The organism is Vagococcus entomophilus (genome assembly GCF_003987595.1).
GTDB classification, from domain to species: Bacteria; Bacillota; Bacilli; order Lactobacillales; family Vagococcaceae; genus Vagococcus_E; species Vagococcus_E entomophilus.
Genome location: NZ_NGJZ01000001.1, coordinates 1,236,810 through 1,260,240, shown reverse-complemented (window position 1 = coordinate 1,260,240; position 23,431 = coordinate 1,236,810). Strand labels below are relative to the sequence as shown.

Below are 23,431 nucleotides of genomic sequence, written 5' to 3'. Positions count from 1 at the left end.
GACACGAAGTGTGGTGGCGATGGCGAGAAGGATACACCTGTTCCCATGTCGAACACAGAAGTTAAGCTTCTTAGCGCCGATGGTAGTGAAGGGTTTCCCTTTGTGAGAGTAGGACGTTGCCACGCTTTGAAACATTCCGCCATAGCTCAGTTGGTAGTAGCGCATGACTGTTAATCATGATGTCGTAGGTTCGAGTCCTACTGGCGGAGTTATTGATAAAAGTTAAAGAGTTTCATGATTGGTTTCGTACTCTGGAGAGTTGTCCGAGTGGCCGAAGGAGCATGATTGGAAATCATGTAGGCGGTATTACTGTCTCAAGGGTTCGAATCCCTTACTCTCCGTTTTATCTTATTTTGTTTTATAATTTGGCCCGTTGGTCAAGCGGTTAAGACACCGCCCTTTCACGGCGGTATCACGGGTTCGATTCCCGTACGGGTCATATAATTAAATTTTATTATGGAGGTTTAGCTCAGCTGGGAGAGCACCTGCCTTACAAGCAGGGGGTCAGCGGTTCGATCCCGTTAACCTCCATAACTATGAGTGGTTCCGTGGTGTAGGGGTTAACATGCCTGCCTGTCACGCAGGAGATCGCGGGTTCGATTCCCGTCGGAACCGCCATTGAAGATTTAATTTGGTTTATATTTATGGCGTGGTAGCTCAGTTGGTAGAGCAACGGATTGAAGCTCCGTGTGTCGGCAGTTCGATTCTGTCTCACGCCACCATTTATTGGAGGAATAGCGAAGTGGCTAAACGCGGCGGACTGTAAATCCGCTCCTTAGGGTTCAGTGGTTCGAATCCACTTTCCTCCATTTAGGGGCATAGTTTAAAGGTAGAACAGCGGTCTCCAAAACCGTTAGTGTGGGTTCAATTCCTGCTGCCCCTGCCATTTATAATTTCGGCGGTTGTGGCGAAGGGGTTAACGCACCGGATTGTGGCTCCGGCATTCGTGGGTTCGATTCCCATCAGTCGCCTTTAGTTATTTTATTTTTGGGCTATAGCCAAGCGGTAAGGCAAGGGACTTTGACTCCCTCATGCGTTGGTTCGAATCCAGCTAGCCCAGTTTCGATAATATGATACGGCGGTATAGCCAAGTGGTAAGGCAGAGGTCTGCAAAACCTTCATCACCGGTTCAAATCCGGTTACCGCCTTTCTTTCATCATTATTATCATAATACTTTTGCCGGCGTGGCGGAATTGGCAGACGCGCTGGACTCAAAATCCAGTGACCGCGAGGTCGTGCCGGTTCGACCCCGGCCGCCGGTATACGTTTATATGTCAACGTTTCTAAACGATTCGTTGGTATATTTTTTTGTGCTTTTTTTGAGTAAGTGAGTCTTTCGGATGAAATAGTGTTGGTGAGAATCAAAAATAAGGATTAAGCCAAGAATCTACTCAAGTAATTGGCTTGAGCAGGTCCTTTCTTATATGTGTCGAATTTTTAAAGAGAGGTGGACATAGGAAAAAAGCTATCTGATTTGACAAGAAATATCACCAAGAAGCAAACGTACCTTAAGTGTTTCCTGATGATAAAAGGCGGGATTTTAAGTTTGTAGAATAAAAAGAACAAGGTGGAGCTACTAACTAACGTAGCAAGCAGAGTGATTAGGAGTAACCTCTGCACAATCACTTTAAGGGCATCAAATACAAAGAGAACCTATAAAAGGCTCTCCGCATGATATTGCTAAATTTTTATTGGAACTAGCATTTCGCATCGCCCCTTATTAATCAAATTAACGTTGTATCTTTCTAAAATAGGTCTGGATAAATCTATTATATAAGAGCCTTTATTTAATAAAGAAGGAAAGGTACTCCAGAAGGCTGAAATAGCATCCATTGTATGGTCAATTTGGAAAATGGCATATTCTCCTGAATCCAAGTTTCTCGTTTTCATATTTGGTAAAGAAATATCCGATTCCACTGCAACATCATAACGATAATGATCTGGAGAGATTTTTTTTGGATTATCTAATGCAATACCGTAAATAACTATGTTTTCTGAGAATAACTCTTCTCTTTTTAAACTAGCTTTTAAAGCTTCCATTAATGTATAGTTTTCAATTCCATAAGAGCCAACTCGACGTTTGTAAAATACTTTTGTAGATGGTAGTACTTCAATTGAGTAATTCATATCTGTTCCTCCAAATATATTTTTGGAATATTGGCCAATCATCCCTTGAATTCATTCTATATCTATTTTAAATTTTTTTCACTAACTTTTTTAAAGGATGAGAAAGGTATGAAAAAGAAATTTTTAGTTTTATGGGTGTTAAGCATCATTGGTAGTCTTAGTTTTTTTGGAATAAATGTTCATGCTGAAGAAAGTAGTTCAAAAGTAGTTACTCAACACGTTATGTATGATGATTTAAGCTCTGCAGAGAAGAATGTGGTGATTCAGGGTCAGCCTAATATAAAAATTTTACATGATCAAGAAAAGATTAAATTGGTTTACAAACAGGGGATAGGTGAACCAAAGATACCCGATTCAAATAATAAAGAAAAGCTTAGTGTGAATTATCCCACTACTTCTAATTCTCAAGGCAGTTTACCAAAAACAGGAGAAAATGACCATACTATTTATTGGATAATGGGTATTTCGCTCACTGTACTAACTATTAGCTTATTTATTTGGAAACGAAAAAGCTTAAAGACAATGCTTGTACTATTCATATTTGCCACAGGATTTAGTTATTCCACAATCGCAAATGCTGCTGCAAATAGCTTACCAAAAGAAACTGTACAAACTTTAGCTAAAAATGGTACAGTCTATTCACCTATTGTAACAGTAGATAATTATGAATATGTAGGCTATATCTACACCTATTCAGATAATGAGGTGAATAAGCAAACAGGGAATGTTACTGTTAAGTATCAAGATGCAGATGGCAAATCATTAGCAGATGATGTCACTTTGACAGGTGCTGTAGGGGATGCTTATTCTACAGAGCAGAAAACGATCGAGGGTTATGCTTTTAAAGAAGTTCAAGGAAACCCAATGGGTACATATAAAAAAGAAGACCAAATAATTACCTTTATCTATGAGAAAGTTATGCAAACAGGGAATGTTACTGTTAAGTATCAAGATGCGGATGGCAAATCATTAGCAGATGATGTCACTTTGACAGGTGCTGTAGGGGATGCTTATTCTACAGAGCAGAAAACGTTTGAGGGTTATGCTTTTAAAGAAGTTCAAGGAAACCCAATGGGTACATACAAGAAAGAAGACCAAACGATTGTCTATGTGTATAACTTAATAGAAAAAGATGGATCGGTTCAATTCATTTTAAATGATCAAATAGATGATAAAGAAATAATAGTTTGGAAAAATGGAAACAGCACTCTTTTTCCTATCCTTTATTATGTATGGGATCAGAATGATCTGAACTCCAAGGTAACGGATTTAACATTGAATGGTAAAGTTGGAACTTCAGTTGAAATTCCTTCATCTTATAGGAATCTTTTTGATCCACAAAATTCGGACTTAACAGATGCTGATGGGGATCCTCTCTATAAAGGAACACCAGTATATGCTGTTTATAAAGATGCCTCAGGAGAATTACAGTTAGCACCCGATTATTATCACTTTTATGCTAGATTAGATAATTATGACAATAAGCCATCTTTATACTTAGATGAAACACAAGTAATTAACTTCTATATTAATGTGCTTGTAGAACCCTAAGATTTTTCTGATATGAAGTTGAAAATGAGTAGTTTTTTGCACGCCTAAAGCCTAAAAATATAGTTATTTTGTGGTTCCGTTAAATAAAGAACAACTAGATTAAATAAGTTTATTCAAGAGAGGGTTATCGCCTCTCTTTTTTTGCAATTTATTTTATAACTTTTAAAAGGCCAACAGTATACGAATTAGAACATCATATAACTAAATAAAGTAATATAGGAAGTTAATTAAAAATATATACTCAAGTCTTTTTATTGTGCTACCGAATTTCATTTGCTAAAATAACATAAGGAGGTGTATTATGGATAAGTTTAAAAAAGTTGTCACACCGAAACGTGTTCTGGCTCTTATAATTTTAGTATTAGTTCTTGTTTTTGGATTTCAAAATTTGAATCCAGTTGAACTGACACTCATATTCTTTTCGGTGAAAGTTCCATTATTAGTTCTCATTTTAGTACTCTACGTTTTGGGAATCATATCAGGGTGGGTGTACAAGAAAAATGACATTAAAAAAATTGTTTCAGACGTACAGAAAGAAACAAAAGCAGAGCTAGCAGATCTGAAAAAACAAGTAAAATCAGAATAAAAAATAAAACGATTCGGTAGTAGTAAGAGCGGTAAAATTCAACGTTCAGTGATTGCACAATCGTGCCGGTTCGACCCCCGCCGCCGGTATCCTGATGAACCTCTAGTGTAAGTGTATCTTACATTAGGGGGTTTCTTTTTGTCTTAATAGTGTCCATAATATAGCATATACTGTCATATGTTAGAAGAAAGTCTAGGGAAAATTAATCATTCAGCTGTCGTTGCAAGCTTCTATGGCGGCGAGAAAACTACTGTCTTCCATTTTATTGAATAGCATAATTATCCAATTCATGTTCATTATGAAAGAATAGATATGCTTATCATTTTGCTTTGGTACAATGAATCAATTCAATCCATGCTCATTCTTTATCTGTAAAATACTGTAACTGCGTGAATCGTGTAATGGATGTTTGACGAGGCTGAAACTAGTACAGTCTTAGCTATGAAACAAAGAAAGAGAATTACGATTACTTTATTGTTGAGGCAAGAGGATCCTGTGAATCAATTTAGAATTCATATTCCAAGAATGTTGAACATAGGACTATCACAGGATGAAGTGATAGAACGTTTTTTCATAGCCTACCATATGCGGGATTCCCGATAGTTTTAAATGCGGTTGCTATAGAGAAAAAGTCTTTGTGAAGAAATAGTTTGAAAAATATCACCTATTAGCATGTTATAATGTGTGAAATACATACTTTGAGTAAAGGGAGAAAGATTCGATGAGTAAGTTAATTATTTTACGAGGGAATTCTGGTTCTGGTAAGTCCACCACGGCGTTGGCTATTCAAAAGTATTTTCCAGGTGGGAAAGTAATGAGGATTTCTCAAGACGAAATTCGTTTAGGCATGCTAAATGTTAAAGATCGGATAGAAAATCCAACTGCAGAGGCCATTCAACTACTGGCTAAATTTGGGTATGGTAGATTTGAAATTGTCATTATTGAGGGGATTTTAGGCACGCATATTTATAAGGAAATGTTTCAAAGTCTTTATCATATTTTTAAGGGAAAAGTCTATACTTATTATTATGCCATTCCTTTTGAGGAGACACTCGCACGCCATAGCCAAAGAGAAAAAGCACAAGAATTTGGTGCGGATGTCATGAGAAAATGGTGGGTAGAAAAAGATTACCTAAACTTTCCAAATGAAACATTGATTACTGCTGAGTTGGATCAAAAACAAGTAATAAAAAAGATTATATCTGATGTAACGAGAAAAGAGAGAATGTAATGTTATTATTGGTAGTGGAAGAAAAAAACGGCTGGTTATCTTCTAGGTGGCAGCTGACTTATCATCAGGGGTGGACAGCATTGCGTAAAGCAGTCTATCTGATGTATGATTTTTACATGCAAGCGGAAGTTCTAATTAACAATGAAAGCTTTTCTTTAAACCGTAAAGAAGAGATATTGATGATTGAAGAGCATGAAACTATCACCATTCGCGGAATTTCAACGATTATTAAAACACCAATGACGATTGGATTTGTTAATCAAACGAATAGGGTCAATGTGAGTGTGGCAATGGCAACAGATGAATTTCGAGTAGCTGATTATGAAAAATTTAATCGCTCTTTATGCCAGTATATGGATAGTGTTGAAATTTCAATGTATCGCTAAACTTTTGGCATTATTAATTGTCTATGTGGATTTAATTTTTTTTATTTTGTAAAATTGTCAATTTTTTTCTTTTTAAATTAATATTTGAAACGAATTTAGAAGATGCATGTAAGTGATATAAAGTTAGCCTCTAGAGCAAAATTATTTTTAAGAATGGGACTATTTTTTTTGTGTTAGTAGACGATAAGCAATAATAAAATAGTTAGGGAAGGGAAATAAATGGAGATAAAGAATCATTTTGGTGTTTATGGAGTATGCTTTAAAGAAAACGAATTATTATGTATTAAAAAGAATGCGGGACCCTATAGAGGACGATTTGATCTCCCAGGTGGAAGTCAAGAAATTGGGGAAGGATTAACAGAGACTTTGGTAAGAGAAGTTTTAGAAGAAACGGGCTTTACCATATCCTCCTATTCCAATCCTAGGGTGTACGATGTTTTTGTTAGAGAAGAAAAAATGACCGATACGGTTCACCATATTATGGTATTTTATGATTTTGAAATAGACCCCCGTTTTAAACAAAAAAAACTCCTCTCTATCGTAGCGGATGGAGCAAATGATTCCGATTCAGAAGTATGGATTAACTTAGACCTGATTGATTCAGAAAATTCTTCTCCGCTTGTCTTAAAAATAAAAGAAGAATGGTTAGGAAAAGCAGAATTAGAAAAAACTAGTTATAACAATTGGAAAGTAAGGGGAACATCAGATTGATAATTTAGAGCCAAGGGTTGTTCCAAAAGTAAATTTTGCTGATAGTTATAATTCTTTGTATAAGGTCCTGAGAGGAGATTATCTAAAGAATTCAAAAGCAAAGATGCTTTTAACTTAAACCTAACATTTTACGTTAACTCATAGGATCGAATGTTGAAGCAGGTAAGGACAGTCAGATTAGTGGAAATCTATCCATAATGGCACAAGGTTGCTGTTGATTATCAGCCGAGCAAAAGATATAATGATAGAAAAACTTAGGGGTCACTATGAAAGTTAGAATTGAGAAAATTAGGGATAATCAAGAGGAAGAGTCAGCTCTAATTCGTGTTGTAAAAGTAAATGAGACAATTAATCGAGCTGTGGAGCTGCTTAAAAACCCTCAAAATACAGTAATCGTTCAAAATATTAACTCAGGAGCAAATGAAAAAGTATATCTTGATGAGGTCATGTACGTTGAGTATTTAGAACGTAATATATTTTTGTATACAAAATCAGAATCTTACTGTCTCAGAACGTCCTTAACTAAGTTTATGGAAACATATGCGAGTGTCTTTATCCAAATCAAAAAGAATTTGGCCCTAAATTGCTATTTTGTGCATTCTTTTGCTACAAATAGGAGTGGAAGTTTAGTGGTCATTTTAGCTACTGGTGAAAAACTAGTGGTGAGCCGTCGTTATGTTAAAAAGCTAAAAGAGTCCTTATCCAAGCTTGCTGATACCGGATATGAATGAAATGGTACCGGATATGTATGAGGGGGTTTTATTGCTTAATTCTATTCATTATACTCTATAGCATAAAGAGATTAGGAGGAGTTATAATGATAGTAACAACATTTTTTACTGAAATGATTAAGCAGACCCCGTTTTGGGTATGGGTGGTATTGGCAATTTTGATCAAGAGAGGGCTAGCGTTAAACACTGATGGAGAGGCTTCATTAGGAAAATCTGTTATAGTGCCAGTAATCTTTATTATTTGGGGGATAGAGAAAATCTTCAATGGATTTGAGTACATACTATGTTCTTTCATCACCTATGGGCTATTATTAGGGATTGGGTCATTTGTCGGATACCTATTGTACTCTTCTACGCAAAAGTATTATCTACGTGATGGTGTCATGATGAGAAAAGGGAGTCTCGTTCCCCTTTTTGTCATTTTAAGTAATTTTGTGATTAAGTATGGATTAAACGTTGCGATGAGCGTAAATACGAGTTTACTCAACAATCTAGCTTTTAATGTGGGGTATTCTATTGTGGCAGGATTTACTGTAGGGCTGTTTGCTGGGGGTTTTATCAATACCTTAATGAACCAAAAGAAATTATTGAAATAAAAAAATTTAAGTGGAGGATACTATGAACGTATACAATAGAATTGCAGTTGGATTAGGGATAGGATCATTTGTGTATCTAGCGAGTTTGCTTTTTAAAGACTCTGTTAGTATTACACGAGAGTCGATTCTCTTTGTTTTCTTAATTTCGATTTTTATTGGCGTAACATCTGTTCTCTTTGATTATGAGCAGTTTAGCTTTAATTTGGCTTTAGTTCTTCACTTTGTCGCGGTGAGTGCATTTACTTGGATACTTAGTTATGCGTTCTTTGGTATTAAAAATGCGCTTGATTTTTCCATTAGTTTACTTGTTTTCTATACAATTTCGTATTGCGTAACTCGTGTGAATTTATTGTTTACTTCTAGAGAGTTAAATCAGTATCTAGCAAAAATAAAAGCTAAAAAAGAATAAAAAGAAATAGATAAAATAGTTGGGATAGATTATTGAATGAGATGGAAAGCTTCAGCCATTCAAAATCTATCCTAATTTAAAATAAGAAACAGCAGGGCAAACGTAGCTCTAGCTGATAAAAGGAATTCCTTGTTTTATTCACCAAAAGAAAGAGAGTGATCGAATGAAATGGTATGAAAATAGAATTTTGTCTGCGAATCAAGGAAAAAATCCAATGGTGATGAAAGAACTAAATGGTGGGTATGCTGCATTTGGAGATGTTCAATTTTTGCCAGGCTACTGCGTATTACTGCCCAAAAGAGAAGTTGGCTCGTTAAATGAGCTCACTAATCTAGAAAGAAAAGCTTACTTGCTGGATATGGCCTATTTAGGAGATGCGATCCTTGCTAGCGCTCAGGCATCCCGTGTGAATTATGATATACTGGGCAATACGGATCAGTATCTTCATGCACATGTGTTTCCACGTTATCATTGGGAGCCGGAGGAGAGGCGAAAAATGCCGGTATGGTTGTACGATAAAGAGAGTTGGATCAATCAAGAAAATCTTTACAGTGAAGAAAAACATGGTGAATTAAGAAAAAAAATCACCCATTATCTGCATGAAAATTTCCAATCAATATGAACAACCATTTGGAAGTAAAATAACATTAAGTCGGAATGGAATTTTTTTGACTTTGTTGTAGACATCGTCTAAAGAAGATGATACAATACCTTAGGAGTTAAGAAATTGGGTAGTAACAACAAGTTGAAAGACTCTTTCTCTCTTTTATTTTTTTGCTTGAGGAGACGAAAGAATTCGTGAATAACATAAGTGTCTAGCAGTTTTTGAGAAGTTAGCATATATGAAGACCTAGATTCTAGCTCTAGATAGTAACAATTTTTTATTTTGGCGGTTGTGGCGAAGGGGTTAACGCACCGGATTGTGGCTCCGGCATTCGTGGGTTCGATTCCCATCAGTCGCCTTTAGTTCTTTTATTTTAATAGTGGGCTATAGCCAAGCGGTAAGGCAAGGGACTTTGACTCCCTCATGCGTTGGTTCGAATCCAGCTAGCCCAGTTGAGTAGTTGAAGAAAAAGATTTCTATAAGTATGAATGACAATAAAAAAAACTGATAAGTAGCGTACTTATCAGTTTTTTATTTTTTATAAATACAAATTATGGCTACCTTACATAAACGTGATATGTTTCTACTGAATTCATAGATAATAGTTTTATTGATCAGTTAAAAAATATGGTGGTTAATAATTTCCCAATTTTCGCCTTTAAGATAACCAAAATAATTTTCAGATATTTCGGTAATTAAAAGATAGTCATGATCATCTAATGCAAATGTTTTTAAGGCACTAAACATCTCTTCAGGTGTTAGTGCAGTTTTGACAATCCATGAAGTCTCGAGTGGCTGGACACAAAGTCCCTGAAATTGATGAATAACTTTTGTAATGAGTTCTAATTTTTCTTTTCGGTTTTCGTGAATTTCATAAGCAATTAAAAAATTAGATCCTTGCATAATCCATTCCTCCTTTATACAATAATTATACTCCTTTTTAATTAAAAAAACATGAAAAAACTTTACAGAAAAGAAAAATAGGGTATACTTTAATTTAAAATAAATTTTAAGGAGTATCAAAATGGCTTGGTTTTTTTTGATTTTGATGATGGGTAGTTTTTTGATTTTTATAATTTCATATTTAAGAGAGCGAAGAAAATTAATCAATGGATTCTTTTTTAATGTATTTCTTATTTTTTTCTTTTTTGAAATAATAGGAATCCTCGTTCAATTTGAACAACATTCCATTTTTTCTTTAATGTTACTTTTTATAGCAGTTCTTTTATTGTTTGTTTTATTGTTTGGTGTTTTTGGACTAATTTTCTTTTTGTTTTGGAATTCAAGAGTGGTAAGAAAAAAAGAAAGTGTCTCGCTTGCTAATTTGTTGACCTTTATTTTAGCAAGTGGATTATCAGTTTGGTGGATTTTTGTGATTGTGGTCCCTTCAAATGCATTGCCTAAACCGATTGAACTGATTCTGGGTATTATCCCAATTATAACTTTTTACTTTCTTTGTGGTTTTTTTAATTATTTAAGTGCTGCTTTTGTTTACCAGTTTCCTAAGCCAAAGTATAATCAAGATTTTTTGGTGGTATTAGGTAGTGGGCTAATTGATGGGGATCGAGTTTCACCATTACTTGCAAGTAGAATTGACAAAGCAATTGAGTTTTATAAGAAACAAGTGTCGGCAACTGAAAAAAAGGCAAAACTTATTTTTTCTGGTGGTCAGGGATCGGATGAAAAAATATCAGAAGGGTTGGCTATGGCTAATTATGCAAGGAGCAAAGGGATTTCAGAGGATCAGTTTTGGATAGAAGATCAGTCAAAAACCACTTATGAAAATATGCTATTTTCAAAAAAATTGCTGAGTGCTGCTGGGATGCAGGACAGTCAAGGATTGTTTTTCACGAACAACTATCATGTGTTTAGAGCAAGTTTATTTGCAAAAGCTGCAGGATTATGTGCACAGGGAGTGGGAGCAAAAACTGCTTTCTATTTTTTACCGAATGCCTTGATTAGAGAGTATATCGCAATTGTCATGTTGCGCAAGAAAAGGCATCTATTTATTGTAGGCTTGTTAGCAGTCGCTATTATTGCTCGCATTGTGCTTTACTATATTAGTAAAAATTAAAAAATCTCTTTCTCTTTTGGAAAAGGAGAAATGGAGTGCTTGGTGGAGTAAGTAATTTACTTAGCCGTCACTTTGACTAGTGATGATTAGGATAGGATTGAATGTTAGAGGGGGAAAGAGGAATGAAAACATACTTACAAAAAATAGGTAAATCGTTGATGCTGCCAATTGCGGTGTTGCCTGTTGCAGGATTAACAATTGGAATTGGCTACTGGTTGCAGTCATACGCGCTTGTTCCTGTTATTGCGACGTTTCTAAACGCAGCGGGATCAGCAATTATTAATCATTTACCGGTCTTATTTGCCGTAGGGATTGCACTTGGCATGTCAAAAGAAAAAGATGGTGCTGCGGCACTTAGTGGTTTGACTGCGTTTTTAGTGGTCACAACTGTCTTATCTGATACCTCGGTTGCAGGATATCAAGGAATCAAGGTAGCAGCGGTCAATCCCGCTTTTGTGAAAATTGACAATGCATTTATAGGAATTTTATCTGGAATTATTGCTTCTGAAATGTACAATCGTTTCAGTAAAGTTCAGTTGCCACAGGTGTTTGCCTTTTTTAGTGGCAAACGCTTGGCGCCTATCATGTCTGCTGTTGCGATGCTTTTAGCGTCAGTAGTTCTTTTCTTTATTTGGCCGGTAGTGTATACGGCTTTGGTTGATTTTGGAGAGGTTATTGCAAAACTAGGGCCACTAGGAGCGGGTATCTATGGCATGTGTAATCGCTTGTTAATTCCAACGGGCTTACATCATGCGCTCAACTCGGTATTTTGGTTTGATGTTGCGGGCATCAATGATATTGGAAACTTTTGGGCAAGTAAAGGTACCAAAGGAATTACCGGCATGTATCAGGCTGGTATGTTTCCTATGATGATGTTTGGCTTGCCAGCAGGAGCCTTAGCAATTTATCAACAGGCAAGACCTGAAAAGAAGAAAATGGTAGGGTCGTTAATGCTTGCTACGGCTTTTACTGCATTTTTTACAGGAATTACGGAACCACTTGAATTTTCATTTATGTTTGTGGCGCCTGCTCTGTTTATTGTGCATGCTTTTCTTACAGGTGTGTCAATGTTTATTGCAGCAGCTTTTCACTGGACTGCAGGCTTCAACTTTAGTGCTGGGCTGATTGATTATCTGTTGAGCTTGAAAGTACCAATTGCGAATAAGCCGTATATGCTACTTGTGTTGGGACTTGTCATGGCAGTGGTTTATTATGTAGTCTTTACCTTTATGATTCGGACCTTTAATCTTATGACACCTGGTCGAGAAGTTGAAGAAGAGATACTTCCAGAAACTGATTCAGACCCAGAAAATAAATTTGCCCAAAAAGCAGAGATTATATTACAAGGATTAAATGGGTGGGATAATATTATTTCTTTGGATTATTGTGCGACGAGATTACGCTTAGAAATAAAAGAGATGGATCAAGTTGATGAAAAGAAACTAAAAACAGCTGGGATTGCTGGAATCAACAAAATTGATTCGAAAAATATTCAGGTGATTGTAGGGACCCAGGTTCAATTTGTTGCTGATGAGATGAATAAATTAAAATAAAATTGAATTTTTTCTATTATGTAGTCAGAAAAAAGGAGCCAAAGATATAACTTTTGAGTTATATTCCGGCTCTTTTTTTCTAATTAATCGGTGGAAGCAAAAGTAAACTTTTTTGGAAATAATCAAAAGAAGGCTGATACAACCGTTTCGTTTGGTAGGTTTTTAATGTTTATTTTCTTCTATTGACTCATTTCGGATTCTGTTTTGAGTGATTGAGCGTCCGCCATTTTGAAAAATGGATAATACCAAGCAATTGACAGCAAAATTTCAACGACTTGCCATACGGCACCGCGCCATCCCCCAATAAATAATCCCGCTAAGATGGGAGGCATTGTCCAGGGAATGTTGATCCCATTGGCAATCGGGACTAGTCCAATGTTGACTACGAAATAGGTCAAGGATGCAAAAATGATTGGAGAGAGAATAAAGGGAATCATCATGATTGGATTAAGTACGATTGGAAAACCAAAAATCAAAGGTTCATTAATATTAAAGATACTTGGTGCAAAAGAAAGCTTACCGAGTGCTTTAAACTGTTTCGATTTGGCAAAAAATAATAATAAAATTGCTAAACCAATTGTAGTCCCACAGCCACCAAGCTTGACGTAATTTGCATCAAACTGAGCATTAATAATATTAGGTAAGGCGGTTCCTGCTTTGAATGCTTGTGAGTTTTCAACGGTCAGTGCAGTCCAGATTGGTGTCATGACAGAACCAACAATGTTGGGTCCATGTAGGCCAAAGGAAAATAACAAAGTAGCCAAAACTTGCACAATCAGGGTAGCAGGAAGTGTTGAACCTAAGGAAGTCAGTGGAGTTTGTAAAATCTTAAAGATAAAATTGTGTGCGGTACCATAAGGAGTAGCACGAAAGCCAAAGAAGATAAAGAGATAAATAACAATAACAAAAACGGCAGGAATTAGTGCTTCAAAAGATTTCGATACGTTTTCTGGAACAGAATCAGGCATTTTGATTTTCCATCCTCGTTGTAAAACTAGACGAACAATCTCACAGGCTAAAATAGTTGAAATGATTCCTAGGAATAATCCTGCAGCACCAAAATTGGCCATTGGAAGACCCAGTGATGCTTTGTCAGCAGAGTCTGTTATAGTAGGTGTTAGAATAAAAAAGGCAGTTAGTGAAGAGATCACAGCAGAGATGCTGTCTACTTTATAAAACTTGGCTAGACTCCTAGAAATCCCGATAATAACGAAAATTGTCATAATATTAACGGACATATCGTAAGCACGATTACAAAATAAAATCCAAGTATCACCAAAGATTGAATTCATAAAATCAATAAAACCCTGATAAGGAAAATTTGGGAAAATTAAGAACATGGAACCGATGATAATGATTGACATACAGGCAAAAAATCCATCACGAATTGCAGCTAGGTAACGATTTTGGTTCAGTTTTTCAGCGATTGGCATCAGTTTATTAGAAAACTTGTCCAAAAATGTATCAGTTTGGCCCATTGAAACCCCTCCGTTTTTTTATTTATTTGTAAGCGCTTACTTATGATTATAAATTGTTTTCAAAAGAAACGCAAGTAGATAAAAAAAGAAATCCTCTCTTTTAAAATGGGACAAGTTCATCCTAGGGTATCTCTGACTTGTACTCCGAGGATCAGTATGGTTTTTGCTTCTTTGAGAAGTGGTAAAATGTTGCAGATAAAATCGGACCAAACATGATAAGCGACTAAAAAATGCATTAAGAGAAAAAATAAGAGTATTTTTTTTAATAAGTTCATAGATGCAGCGTTCAGTAAAATTGATTCTGTCAATTAATAATAGCTTAAAAAACTACCAGAAATTTAATAAAAAGTAAACTTCAGGGGGAATTACTAAATGAAAGTGACTTCAAAAAAGGAATTTTGTTTGACAAGGTTTTTAAATGAATGTATGTTAAAAAGATAGAATACGTAAGTGTGAAAAAGTTAGATTTAAAAGGTTGATAAGGGAATTTGGAGGGGTAATATGGAAGTCGGCAAAGCATTAAAAATGATTCGAACATCAAAAAATTTGACACAAAAATCAGTAGCAGAGGGTATTATGACACGAGCGCACTATGCGAACGTTGAAGCAGGAAAAATCTTTCCAGCAATTGATAAAGTCTTGGATATTTTGAAGAAGTTTAACGTATCAGCACCAGAGTTTTTCTTTATTGTAGAGGGGTACAAAATGTCAGAGGAGCAAAACCTGTTTTCAGAAGTATCTATTGCTTGGAATCTAAATAACATTGAAAAGCTTAAAGAAATTCAGCAAAGTCTTAGAATGGTAAGTAAGGCTGAGCAGAGAAATCAACATTATCGACTGATTTTGAATTTAGTCGATGGATTAATCTACCAAAGAGAGCCTAATTATAATGAAGAAAAGTTAAATGAAATATTACAGCCAATTAAAGACTATTTGACTTCATTGGATACATGGTATGTTTTTGATTTACACATGTTTAACAACATCTTATACATATTTCAAAAAGAAGACATTAGAAAACTATCACAAATTTTGTTAGAGATGATTAAAAAATATGAAAATTATCCCAATATGTACCAGTTGAATTTAGCGATTCTGTCAAATTTAGGTTCTTTATTTTTGGATGCTGAGGAATATGAGGAAGCAAGTTTTTATATGAAAGAGGCCATAAAGTTCTCAGAGAAAAAAATGTATCTTTATGAGCGATTGATTAATGAGATCAATTTAATTATTTGCAATTTTTATTTAAAGAAACATACTCAAGTAGAAACAACTCAAGCATTAGACAAAAAATTGTGGGTTTTGAAAGAATTAGGCTATGAATCTTTAGTAAATCAAATAAAAATAGAAATAAATCAAAAATATTCTGAAATATGTGTATAACATAATATACAAAACAACTTATCTCCTCTTTTTAGATTAAAATTAGATTAATATTTTGTGGGAGGTGTCAAATTATGTTGGAAGGGATTAAATTATTTCTTTGGATAATTACCAGTCCTTAACCAAGGGAAACGAGTGAATACGTATCGTACAATGAATAATTGGCTTTAACCGATTTGAACGTGATAGGGGTCACGTCTTTTTTTTCTAGTGTATAAAAAAGTAACAGAGGAGTTAAGCTAAAATTAAGAAGGAGTTTTGGTATGGGGAAAAAGAGAAATAAGCGTGTTTTGCAATGGTATGCAAAAGCAATGCTTGCAGTTTTAACTTTTAGCACATTAGGCCAGGGATTACCGGCTGTAACAAGTGCCACTACTTTGTCTGAGTCTACAAAAACAAGTAGTTCGTATAAAACGTTAAAAAAAGAGAATGAAGAAAATAAAAAGAAGATTGAAAAGGAAGAAAAACAAAAGCTTGATGCTAATTTAAAAGCTCAACTTGAAGCAAAAGGATTTGATACTAGCACTTTAAAAGAAAACGGCAGTGAGAACGAACAAGAAGTTAGAATGATTGTGGAACTTTCAGGGAATTCTGCTTCAGCAAAATTAGGAGAAGCAACTGGATCTGCTAAATCTGTACAAGCAATTGATTCAGCTTCTGATAAAGTGATTAAAAGTCAAAGTTCTGTTCAAAAAGAAGTTGAAAAATTAACTGGGAATAAAGTTCGCCAATCTTTTGGTTATTTAGTCAATGGATTCTCAGTAGATGCAAAATATAGTGATTTAGAGAAAATTAAGGCGCTTGATGGGGTTAAAAATGTTACTGTTGCAACAGTTTACTATCCAACATCCGTTGATTCTAACCAATTAGCAAATGTCCAACAAGTTTGGGAAAAACATAAGCTTAAAGGGGAAGGGATGGTTGTATCAATCATCGACTCTGGGATTGACCCATCACACAAAGATTTGCGTTTGTCTGACACCACTAAGGAAAAAATTTCTTTAGAAAAAAGTGCAGCATCAGTTAGCACGTTAGGTTACGGAAAAACATTTACAGATAAAGTGCCTTATGGTCACAACTATGCTGATAATAACAACACTATTGTTGACAATAACCCTGGAACAGATATGCACGGAATGCACGTGGCAGGGATTGTAGCAGCAAATGGTGAGGGAGATGATCCCACAAAAGCTGTGTTAGGGGTCGCACCAGAAGCACAATTACTTGCAATGAAGGTCTTTCCAAATAATACGAGAATTGCAACAGCATTAAATGATGATATCATTGCAGCAATTGAAGATTCAGTAAAATTAGGAGCAGATGTCTTAAATATGAGTCTTGGTTCTGTATCAGGAACTGTTGATGCCAATGATCCTGAACAAACAGCGATTCGTAATGCGGCTGAAAAAGGAGTTCTTTCAGTAATTTCTGCCGGAAATAGTGCCACAAGTACCTCTAATTCAACTTCTGGAAATCCTAAAAACTTATTCGGAACGGTTGATACAAGCACAGTTGGTTCACCAGGAGTGGCAACGGAAGCTTTAACGGTTGCTTCAAGTGAAAATACTTTACTAACAAGTAAAGGATTAACTGTTTATTCAGTAGATGATGCGAATAACAAAACATTAGAAAAAATTGATTCTTCTACTTCTCCAACAGGCGCGATTCCATTTTCTAATCCAACATCAGCTGATTTAAGTGTGCTAACTACTGCACATGAATTAGTCGTTGCAGGTGTAGGGAAAGAAAGTGACTATGATAACTTAGATGTAAAAGGAAAAATCGTTCTTGTCAAACGTGGAGAATTAACCTTCTCTGATAAACAAAAATATGCAAAAGCTCGTGGAGCAGTTGGAATCATGGTCTACAACAATGCAGCGAATAGTGCTCCTGTAGGCATGTCCATTGATGATTTAGATTTCTTAACAATCGGTTTGACACAAGAAGATGGTGAAAATATTGTCAAATTGGCTCAAGAGAAAAAAGGAAAATTCAGTTTCGAAACTGGAACTTACCAATTTAAGAACCCAGACTATGGAAAAATGTCTGACTTTAGTTCTTGGGGTCCAACACCAGATTTAGAATTGAAACCAGAAATTTCAGCTCCTGGGGGAGAAATTTATTCCTTAGCCAACAATAACAATTACCAAACAATGAGTGGAACTTCGATGTCATCACCATTTGTTGCTGGTTCAGAAGCCTTAATTTATCAAGCATTAAAACAAAGCAATACGGCATTATCTGGAATTAATCTAATTAATTTTGCCAAAGTTTCAACGATGAATACTGCAACACCAATGTATGATGTTAACCACAGTGGCAGCATCATATCTCCAAGAAGACAAGGAGCAGGTCAAATTAAGGTGGATCAAGCAATTGAAAACCGTACGAGTTTGACAGATGCTGCTGATGGTGATGGAGCATTGGCACTTAAAAATATCGATACGCAAAAAGAGTTTTCTGTTACATTAACTAATAATGATACAAAAGAAGCAACTTACAAGTTTAGTAATTTTGGTGGGGCCTATACAGAGTCAAGTACAGCGAGTGGTGAAGTCTATGATAGCTTGATTGACGGTGCTACAGTTAGTGCAGACCAAGATACAGTAAAACTTGCTGCTGGTGAAAGTAAAACAGTTACAATCAAATTAGCACTTCCAAGCTCTTTTGCAAAAAATCAATTTGTTGAAGGGTATATTCAATTTACAAGTGATGAAAACCCAACATTGACTATGCCTTACTTAGGCTTTTATGGAAACTACGGAGATGCAGCTGTTCTTGATACACCAAGTTATGATAGCTCATCAATCTTAGGCAAAGGCTACTTTATTGATGGAAGTAGTTACTACTTAGGACTACAAGATGGTCAATTCAATCCAGATAAAAATGCAATTTCTCCTGATGGCGATGGCTACCATGATGAAGCTTATCCAGCACTTTATTTCTTAAGAAATGCTGAATCTGCTACTTATGAAGTTGTCGATGCAAACGGAAAAGTTATCCGTAAGTTAGATGAAGAAAAGAAAATTAGAAAAGATTATTTCAATCCGAGTGCGGGTCGTTTTACCACACATTATGCAACAGGTGCTACATGGGATGGAACTGTCTATAATACCAAAACTGGTAAAGCAGAAGTTGTAAAAGATGGCCAGTATCAAATGAAGATTACGACTAAAGCAACAGTTGAGGGAGCCAATGCTCAAACGACTTATCTGCCAATCAAAGTAGATACGCAAGCGCCAGAAATTTCTGATATGACGTTTGAAACTGTTAATGGACAACAAGTCCTAAAACTAAAAGTAACAGATAATTTATCAGGTGCTTACTTGAAAAATATTGCTCTTTTAGTGAATGGTGTCGTAAAATCATACGATGTTAGCAAACAAACTGGTGAAACAATTGAAATTCCTTTAGATGCTTCTCAATTACCAAAAGATGGTAGCAATAAAGTTGCCCTCCTAGTAGAAGACTTTGCTGGAAATCAAGGATTTAAAGAACAAACAATTAAACAAGGAACTGCCAATAATTTGTTACTCTTTAATTTAAAAGAAGGTCAAGTAATCACAAGTGCAACAGCAGATTACTCTGATACAACTAAATCATTTACAGCTTCTGGTTCTTATCCTAAAGAAGCTGGGACACTTTATGCTAATGGTGTAGAAGTAAATCATGATGCTGATACGTTTGATGTTGACATTCCAGTTGATGAAACGACTAAAACAATTGTCTTTTCAACAGATAAAGAACAAAAACAAGTACTTAAAACAATCAATGTTGAAGTACACACGACACTTCCTGACTTAGCTATCACAGAACCTAGCACAGAGAATGTTAGTGTGAATGCAACAAGTTACAAATTAAGCGGGAAAGCTGGACAAACTGTTAAAAAATTAATGATTACAAATGTAGCCACTGGAGAAGCAAAAGACATTACCTCTGCGATTCAAACAGATGGAACCTTTACAGCAGAAGTAGGACTTGTTTCAGGTAATAACATTCTTGTTGTTTATGCAACTGACCAATATGGTAATGATGAAGCAAAAGCTGTTACGGTAACCAACACACAGCCAGCGACATCAACGGATAAAGTGGTCTTTGACAACATTCAAACGAATAATATAACCGCTATCGGTGTAGGAAACAAAGACTACAACGAAAAAGAATCTACTTATACTGTAACTGGACATTTGAGTCAAAAAGTTACACACTTTACAATTAATGGGCAAGAAGTTTCATATGATCCAGATACACTAAAATTCACGTATAAATTACCTGTAAAACAAGGGAAACAAAGCGTGGCGGTTTACCTTCAGGATGATGCATTAAACAATGGAAAACCATTAGTGGATGAAGGATACTACGTTTATGTTGATACGGTGTTACCATCTCTAGACTTGGATAATTTACAAGTAGGGGATAATGGTGATTACTATGTAAATACAAATCAAAATCCGTTCCACGTAACAGGTCATATTTCTGATAACTTCTCAGGTTACAAATTATCAATAAACAATGAAAATGTTTATACAGATACAGACTATGACTACTTTAACGAAGACTTCTTTAAAGGAAAAGCTGCTGCTAATTTCGATCATGCGATCCAATTGCAAGATGGGAAAAATATTTTAACCGCAACATTAACAGATAGCATGGGAAATCAACAACAAAAACACATTATTGTTGACTACAAAAAAGCAGAGCTAGCTGTACCAACCGTAACACCTGATACAAAAGAAGTAACGAATAAAGAAGTCGTACTCACTGCAACTGCAGAACAAGATGCAACGATTCTTTATAGCTTAGACGGTACAAACTATGCGAAATATACAGAACCACTTCACGTATCAAGTAATCAACATGTTTTATTTAAGGCAGTTGACAAATACGGAAATGAATCTGCTGTCAATAATTATGAAGTGACAAATATTGTCAAAGAAATTGCAGCAAATCCTGTAGTCTCTGTACAATATCCAAAAGCTTCAAAAACAACAGATACAAACAAAAATAGCAAAGTTAAAAATGTAGCCTCAGCAAAAGCGGCAGTAACAGATGACAAAACAAAAGAATATCCAGTTGTTACAATTGGCTATGATAAAGAATTGTCTGATGCACAAAAAGCTTACACATTCTTGCAATATAGTCTTGATGGTGGCAATACCTTTAACGACTATACCGTACCATTCGCTGTAAATAAAACCACAACCGTGGTCGCTAAAGCGAAAGATAAAGCAGGAAATGAAAGTAAAGCGGTACAAGTTTTAGTTACAGTTGAAAGTGAAACACCTACTCCAACTGACCCAGGTACAGCTGAAACAACACTTGAACCAACATCTGAACCAACATCTGAAACAACATCTGAAACAACATCTGAATCCACAGATACAACTAGTAGCCAAACAGAAACAACTTCTGGCTCAACAGATACAACAAGTGGACAAACAGCAACAACATCAGAAGATAAAACTTCAACAACAAGTGATAGTAGTGCAACGAATTCTTCTACGCAAGAAGGAAGCAGTTCAACTTCAACTTCTACGCACTCAGTGGCAGGGAATACTACGACTAGCTCCGCTGGGAAAACAAGTACAAAATCAGGGGCAAGAGGTCAAACAACTAGTTCGCTTCCGCAAACTGGTGAATCAAAAGCAAAACCAATCTTAATCATTTGTGGGCTTGTATTAATTGGGCTTGCAGGATACTTCTTTGTGAAAAAGAAAAAATAATGAGTTAGATTGACAACTGACATACTTATGGCTAAAGGAAATTTTTTAGCCGTAAGTGTGTTCTTTTATTTTGATCAGGAACATGCTAAAATGGAAGCAATAAACTTTAGGGGGACAAAAAAATGAATAGTCGAAAAATTCAATCATTTTGTGAAGAATATGGAATCGATCGTAAGCAAACAAATTGTCTAAAATGGGATTGTTTGCAAGAGCGGTTTGGCAATAAAGATTTACTTCCAATGTGGATTGCGGACATGGAATTTAAAGCTCCTAAAGCAACACGAGAAGCGATGATTGAACGAATTGAACACGGAGTATTTGGTTATACTTGTATTCCAGATTCTTATTATGATGCTTACTTTGAATGGCAAAACTCACGTTATGGTGTGGGTTTAAAAAAAGAATGGATTCGATTTTCACAAGGAGTTGTACAAGCGTTTTATGCAATGATTGATTTGTTTACCGAGCAAGGCGATAGTGTATTATTTTTAACGCCAGTGTATTATCCTTTTTTCAATGCAGTAAAAGATCAAAAGCGTCATCTTGTTACTTTGGAGCTGGATTCTGAAAAAGGCAATTATACCTTAGATTTCGAGGAGTTTGAGCGGAAAATTGTCGAAGAAAAGGTGAAGCTGTTTATCCAATGTTCGCCACACAATCCAGTCGGAAAAGTTTGGACAAAAGAAGAACTGACTGAAATTGCACGTATTTGTAAAAAACATGATGTCTTCATTGTATCAGATGAAATCCATCAAGATATTTTGAAAAAAGGGGTCCAATTCACGAGTGCATTAAATTTGGATGCTAGCTATTTTAATAAGTTAATAGTGTTAAATGCACCATCAAAAACCTTTAATCTCGCCTGTTTACTTCATGCGCATATTGTTATTCCTAATAAGCAATTAAGAGCTCAATTTGATGCCTATGCGAACATTCACTTAAAATCAGAACCGAGTTTGATGGGGGTTATTGCAACCGAAGCAAGCTATCGTGGTGGGAAAGAATGGTTGGATGGATTGCTCGAAGTCATAGATGCGAACTTTGATTATTTAGAAGAGACACTAGCTCTGAAAGCCCCACAGATTGTGCTGAGCAATCGTCAAGGAACTTATCTGGCCTGGCTTGATTTAAGCGCGTATGTTGAGCCTAAGCAACTAAAAGAGTTTATTCAGGATAAATGTGGATTGGCAGTTGACTTTGGCAGTTGGTTTAGTCCTAATACAAAAGGATTTGTTCGTTTAAATCTAGCGACAAAACCAGAATATGTGCAGCAAGCGGTGAATAAAATAGTGGAGAACCTTCAAAAGTAACAAAGAGGAACAGCTAATGGATATGGCTCATGAGTAGTTGTCATTTGAGCCAGAAATAAGTTTTGATCAACGAAAAAAAGATGTAATTGCCTAATATTTTAGTGCAATTACATCTTTTTTATTGAAACATATCCTGTTCTGTTACAAAAAGATTTTTACTTTCAAAATTGCATTTACTATTGCTTAACCAATCAATAATTTAACAAAAAAAGAAATGAAGATTTTTGGATACTAGAAAAATAAGATATAGTGGACAAAGCATAGGAAAATTGGAGGAAAAAGATATGATAAAAAAATGGTTGCATCAATTATTTAAAACGACAACGTACAAAAAAAATGTAATAAAAAAAATTCATGATTTAAGAGCAAAGTATGAAGGGTTATGGGATCAAAAAAATCAAGCTACTCCTATTGAACAAGAAAAGATTATGAAAAAAATGAAAAAGATAAACAAAAAGTTAAATAAATCTATCAAGGTGTATGATTCGCTAAACGTCTCTTATAAAGTTCCAGTTGCGACAAATACTAGTAAAAATAAAGTTAGACCAAAACCACCTATCGCACCGAAACCTACAAGAGAAAGGTTGCAACAAAAAATGATAAAAAATTATCAAAATAAGGGGAAAGAATTGATTTATGCCAAGTTAGTTTTTGATAGGAGTAAAGAGAATCATGGATTAAAACCAACTTTTAGTGATAAAACAATCTATGCTACACTCATCCACAATCAAGCGAAGAAACAAAAAGAAAATCTTTCTATGCATAGAAAAAAAGAGCAAGTTTCAGGGATTGTGCTTTAGAAATTAACGGAAAAATGTGTGTGTGCGAAATCTCATGGAAGGTTGCATAGTAAAATCAGTCCTTCCTTTTCTTTCTTCTTGCTGTTATCCCTTAAGATAGGTTGCTTTGAATCATTTGATACGATGACAGTGCTCTTGGCGATAGTCCAACTAATGTAATTTTTTAGTAATAGAGAAC

At 35.4% G+C, this 23,431-nt stretch carries 17 protein-coding genes, 14 tRNA genes, 1 rRNA gene and 1 pseudogene; 30 read left to right on the top strand and 3 right to left on the bottom strand.

Annotated elements, in window-relative coordinates; genetic code table 11:
* The first annotated feature begins 9 nt into the window (after window positions 1-9).
* The 13 genes from rrf to CBF30_RS05950 all read left to right on the top strand — a co-directional run bounded on the left by rrf (window position 10) and on the right by CBF30_RS05950 (window position 1,262).
* Window positions 10-125, top strand: a 5S ribosomal RNA gene (gene rrf / locus CBF30_RS06010).
* 10 nt (window positions 126-135) lie between these two features.
* Window positions 136-209: transfer RNA gene (locus CBF30_RS06005), tRNA-Asn, on the top strand.
* 44 nt (window positions 210-253) lie between these two features.
* Window positions 254-341: transfer RNA gene (locus CBF30_RS06000), tRNA-Ser, on the top strand.
* A gap of 26 nt (window positions 342-367) precedes the next feature.
* Window positions 368-439: transfer RNA gene (locus CBF30_RS05995), tRNA-Glu, on the top strand.
* Window positions 440-458: 19 nt separating this feature from the next.
* Window positions 459-531, top strand: a tRNA-Val gene (locus CBF30_RS05990).
* An 11-nt stretch (window positions 532-542) separates the two neighbouring features.
* Window positions 543-618: transfer RNA gene (locus CBF30_RS05985), tRNA-Asp, on the top strand.
* Between the two features lie 28 nt (window positions 619-646).
* Window positions 647-722, top strand: a tRNA-Phe gene (locus CBF30_RS05980).
* A gap of 6 nt (window positions 723-728) precedes the next feature.
* Window positions 729-809: transfer RNA gene (locus CBF30_RS05975), tRNA-Tyr, on the top strand.
* Window positions 810-812: 3 nt separating this feature from the next.
* Window positions 813-886, top strand: a tRNA-Trp gene (locus tag CBF30_RS05970).
* Between the two features lie 12 nt (window positions 887-898).
* Window positions 899-971, top strand: a tRNA-His gene (locus CBF30_RS05965).
* Between the two features lie 17 nt (window positions 972-988).
* Window positions 989-1,060, top strand: a tRNA-Gln gene (locus tag CBF30_RS05960).
* A 17-nt stretch (window positions 1,061-1,077) separates the two neighbouring features.
* Window positions 1,078-1,148, top strand: a tRNA-Cys gene (locus tag CBF30_RS05955).
* Window positions 1,149-1,178: 30 nt separating this feature from the next.
* A tRNA-Leu gene (locus CBF30_RS05950) sits at window positions 1,179-1,262 on the top strand.
* A 418-nt stretch (window positions 1,263-1,680) separates the two neighbouring features.
* On the opposite strand, the gene CBF30_RS05945 is transcribed toward CBF30_RS05950, so the two are convergent.
* Window positions 1,681-2,127: a GyrI-like domain-containing protein gene (locus CBF30_RS05945; protein ID WP_126823688.1), complete on the bottom strand. Its 447-nt coding sequence runs from the start codon at window positions 2,125-2,127 to the stop codon at window positions 1,681-1,683.
* 108 nt (window positions 2,128-2,235) lie between these two features.
* On the opposite strand from CBF30_RS05945, the gene CBF30_RS05940 reads away from it, so the two are divergent.
* The 11 genes from CBF30_RS05940 (at window position 2,236) to CBF30_RS05890 (ending at window position 9,384) form a co-directional block, all read left to right on the top strand.
* Window positions 2,236-3,678 carry a MucBP domain-containing protein gene (locus CBF30_RS05940; protein WP_126823686.1) on the top strand — a complete coding sequence of 481 codons (1,443 nt, stop codon included), beginning with the start codon at window positions 2,236-2,238 and terminating at the stop codon, window positions 3,676-3,678.
* A gap of 301 nt (window positions 3,679-3,979) precedes the next feature.
* Window positions 3,980-4,264: a DUF1049 domain-containing protein gene (locus CBF30_RS05935; protein ID WP_245975018.1), complete on the top strand. Its 285-nt coding sequence runs from the start codon at window positions 3,980-3,982 to the stop codon at window positions 4,262-4,264.
* A 721-nt stretch (window positions 4,265-4,985) separates the two neighbouring features.
* Complete coding sequence (locus tag CBF30_RS05930; protein ID WP_126823682.1) at window positions 4,986-5,495, top strand: P-loop NTPase family protein; 510 nt, start codon at window positions 4,986-4,988, stop codon at window positions 5,493-5,495.
* Window positions 5,495-5,881 (top strand): hypothetical protein, encoded by a 387-nt coding sequence (locus tag CBF30_RS05925; RefSeq protein ID WP_126823680.1) that lies wholly within the window; start codon window positions 5,495-5,497, stop codon window positions 5,879-5,881. The genes CBF30_RS05930 and CBF30_RS05925 overlap by 1 nt, the downstream gene beginning before the upstream one ends.
* 219 nt (window positions 5,882-6,100) lie before the next feature.
* Window positions 6,101-6,592: an NUDIX hydrolase gene (locus tag CBF30_RS05920; protein ID WP_126823678.1), complete on the top strand. Its 492-nt coding sequence runs from the start codon at window positions 6,101-6,103 to the stop codon at window positions 6,590-6,592.
* 266 nt (window positions 6,593-6,858) lie between these two features.
* Window positions 6,859-7,323, top strand: a complete 465-nt coding sequence (locus CBF30_RS05915) for a LytTR family DNA-binding domain-containing protein (protein WP_126823676.1) — start codon at window positions 6,859-6,861, stop codon at window positions 7,321-7,323.
* Window positions 7,324-7,409: 86 nt separating this feature from the next.
* Window positions 7,410-7,919, top strand: a complete 510-nt coding sequence (locus CBF30_RS05910; protein WP_126823674.1) for a DUF6622 family protein — start codon at window positions 7,410-7,412, stop codon at window positions 7,917-7,919.
* 22 nt (window positions 7,920-7,941) lie between these two features.
* A complete protein-coding gene (locus CBF30_RS05905; RefSeq protein WP_126823672.1) occupies window positions 7,942-8,328 on the top strand; it encodes a DUF3021 family protein in 387 nt (128 codons plus the stop codon).
* Between the two features lie 163 nt (window positions 8,329-8,491).
* A complete protein-coding gene (locus tag CBF30_RS05900) occupies window positions 8,492-8,950 on the top strand; it encodes an HIT family protein (RefSeq protein WP_126823670.1) in 459 nt (152 codons plus the stop codon).
* A gap of 267 nt (window positions 8,951-9,217) precedes the next feature.
* A tRNA-His gene (locus tag CBF30_RS05895) sits at window positions 9,218-9,290 on the top strand.
* 22 nt (window positions 9,291-9,312) lie between these two features.
* Window positions 9,313-9,384 (top strand) — tRNA-Gln (locus CBF30_RS05890).
* A 166-nt stretch (window positions 9,385-9,550) separates the two neighbouring features.
* On the opposite strand, the gene CBF30_RS05885 is transcribed toward CBF30_RS05890, so the two are convergent.
* Window positions 9,551-9,835 carry a hypothetical protein gene (locus tag CBF30_RS05885; RefSeq protein ID WP_126823668.1) on the bottom strand — a complete coding sequence of 95 codons (285 nt, stop codon included), beginning with the start codon at window positions 9,833-9,835 and terminating at the stop codon, window positions 9,551-9,553.
* A gap of 121 nt (window positions 9,836-9,956) precedes the next feature.
* On the opposite strand from CBF30_RS05885, the gene CBF30_RS05880 reads away from it, so the two are divergent.
* Window positions 9,957-11,006, top strand: a complete 1,050-nt coding sequence (locus tag CBF30_RS05880) for a YdcF family protein (protein ID WP_211340473.1) — start codon at window positions 9,957-9,959, stop codon at window positions 11,004-11,006.
* 122 nt (window positions 11,007-11,128) lie between these two features.
* Window positions 11,129-12,556 (top strand): annotated as a pseudogene (gene nagE / locus CBF30_RS05875) (N-acetylglucosamine-specific PTS transporter subunit IIBC); the annotation flags it as partial.
* 182 nt (window positions 12,557-12,738) lie between these two features.
* Here nagE and CBF30_RS05870 read toward each other — a convergent pair.
* Window positions 12,739-14,037 (bottom strand): PTS sugar transporter subunit IIC, encoded by a 1,299-nt coding sequence (locus CBF30_RS05870; RefSeq protein WP_126823664.1) that lies wholly within the window; start codon window positions 14,035-14,037, stop codon window positions 12,739-12,741.
* A gap of 501 nt (window positions 14,038-14,538) precedes the next feature.
* Between CBF30_RS05870 and CBF30_RS05865 the strand changes: the two genes are divergently transcribed.
* The 4 genes from CBF30_RS05865 (at window position 14,539) to CBF30_RS05850 (ending at window position 23,253) form a co-directional block, all read left to right on the top strand.
* Window positions 14,539-15,420 (top strand): helix-turn-helix domain-containing protein, encoded by an 882-nt coding sequence (locus tag CBF30_RS05865; protein WP_126823662.1) that lies wholly within the window; start codon window positions 14,539-14,541, stop codon window positions 15,418-15,420.
* Window positions 15,421-15,683: 263 nt separating this feature from the next.
* The gene (locus tag CBF30_RS05860; RefSeq protein WP_126823659.1) at window positions 15,684-21,143 is read left to right on the top strand and encodes a S8 family serine peptidase; all 5,460 of its coding nucleotides are present in this window, start codon (window positions 15,684-15,686) and stop codon (window positions 21,141-21,143) included.
* Window positions 21,144-21,265: 122 nt separating this feature from the next.
* Complete coding sequence (locus CBF30_RS05855; protein ID WP_126823657.1) at window positions 21,266-22,453, top strand: MalY/PatB family protein; 1,188 nt, start codon at window positions 21,266-21,268, stop codon at window positions 22,451-22,453.
* A 284-nt stretch (window positions 22,454-22,737) separates the two neighbouring features.
* Window positions 22,738-23,253: a hypothetical protein gene (locus CBF30_RS05850; RefSeq protein ID WP_126823655.1), complete on the top strand. Its 516-nt coding sequence runs from the start codon at window positions 22,738-22,740 to the stop codon at window positions 23,251-23,253.
* The last annotated feature ends 178 nt before the right edge of the window (window positions 23,254-23,431 follow it).

What these genes read in the sequence shown, in the direction of transcription:
- CBF30_RS05945 (WP_126823688.1), bottom strand. Translation starts at nt 2,127, where the DNA reads ATGAATTACTCAATTGAAGTACTACCATCTACAAAAGTATTTTACAAA.
- CBF30_RS05940 (WP_126823686.1), top strand. Translation starts at nt 2,236, where the DNA reads ATGAAAAAGAAATTTTTAGTTTTATGGGTGTTAAGCATCATTGGTAGT.
- CBF30_RS05935 (WP_245975018.1), top strand. Translation starts at nt 3,980, where the DNA reads ATGGATAAGTTTAAAAAAGTTGTCACACCGAAACGTGTTCTGGCTCTT.
- CBF30_RS05930 (WP_126823682.1), top strand. Translation starts at nt 4,986, where the DNA reads ATGAGTAAGTTAATTATTTTACGAGGGAATTCTGGTTCTGGTAAGTCC.
- CBF30_RS05925 (WP_126823680.1), top strand. Translation starts at nt 5,495, where the DNA reads ATGTTATTATTGGTAGTGGAAGAAAAAAACGGCTGGTTATCTTCTAGG.
- CBF30_RS05920 (WP_126823678.1), top strand. Translation starts at nt 6,101, where the DNA reads ATGGAGATAAAGAATCATTTTGGTGTTTATGGAGTATGCTTTAAAGAA.
- CBF30_RS05915 (WP_126823676.1), top strand. Translation starts at nt 6,859, where the DNA reads ATGAAAGTTAGAATTGAGAAAATTAGGGATAATCAAGAGGAAGAGTCA.
- CBF30_RS05910 (WP_126823674.1), top strand. Translation starts at nt 7,410, where the DNA reads ATGATAGTAACAACATTTTTTACTGAAATGATTAAGCAGACCCCGTTT.
- CBF30_RS05905 (WP_126823672.1), top strand. Translation starts at nt 7,942, where the DNA reads ATGAACGTATACAATAGAATTGCAGTTGGATTAGGGATAGGATCATTT.
- CBF30_RS05900 (WP_126823670.1), top strand. Translation starts at nt 8,492, where the DNA reads ATGAAATGGTATGAAAATAGAATTTTGTCTGCGAATCAAGGAAAAAAT.
- CBF30_RS05885 (WP_126823668.1), bottom strand. Translation starts at nt 9,835, where the DNA reads ATGCAAGGATCTAATTTTTTAATTGCTTATGAAATTCACGAAAACCGA.
- CBF30_RS05880 (WP_211340473.1), top strand. Translation starts at nt 9,957, where the DNA reads ATGGCTTGGTTTTTTTTGATTTTGATGATGGGTAGTTTTTTGATTTTT.
- CBF30_RS05870 (WP_126823664.1), bottom strand. Translation starts at nt 14,037, where the DNA reads ATGGGCCAAACTGATACATTTTTGGACAAGTTTTCTAATAAACTGATG.
- CBF30_RS05865 (WP_126823662.1), top strand. Translation starts at nt 14,539, where the DNA reads ATGGAAGTCGGCAAAGCATTAAAAATGATTCGAACATCAAAAAATTTG.
- CBF30_RS05860 (WP_126823659.1), top strand. Translation starts at nt 15,684, where the DNA reads ATGGGGAAAAAGAGAAATAAGCGTGTTTTGCAATGGTATGCAAAAGCA.
- CBF30_RS05855 (WP_126823657.1), top strand. Translation starts at nt 21,266, where the DNA reads ATGAATAGTCGAAAAATTCAATCATTTTGTGAAGAATATGGAATCGAT.
- CBF30_RS05850 (WP_126823655.1), top strand. Translation starts at nt 22,738, where the DNA reads ATGATAAAAAAATGGTTGCATCAATTATTTAAAACGACAACGTACAAA.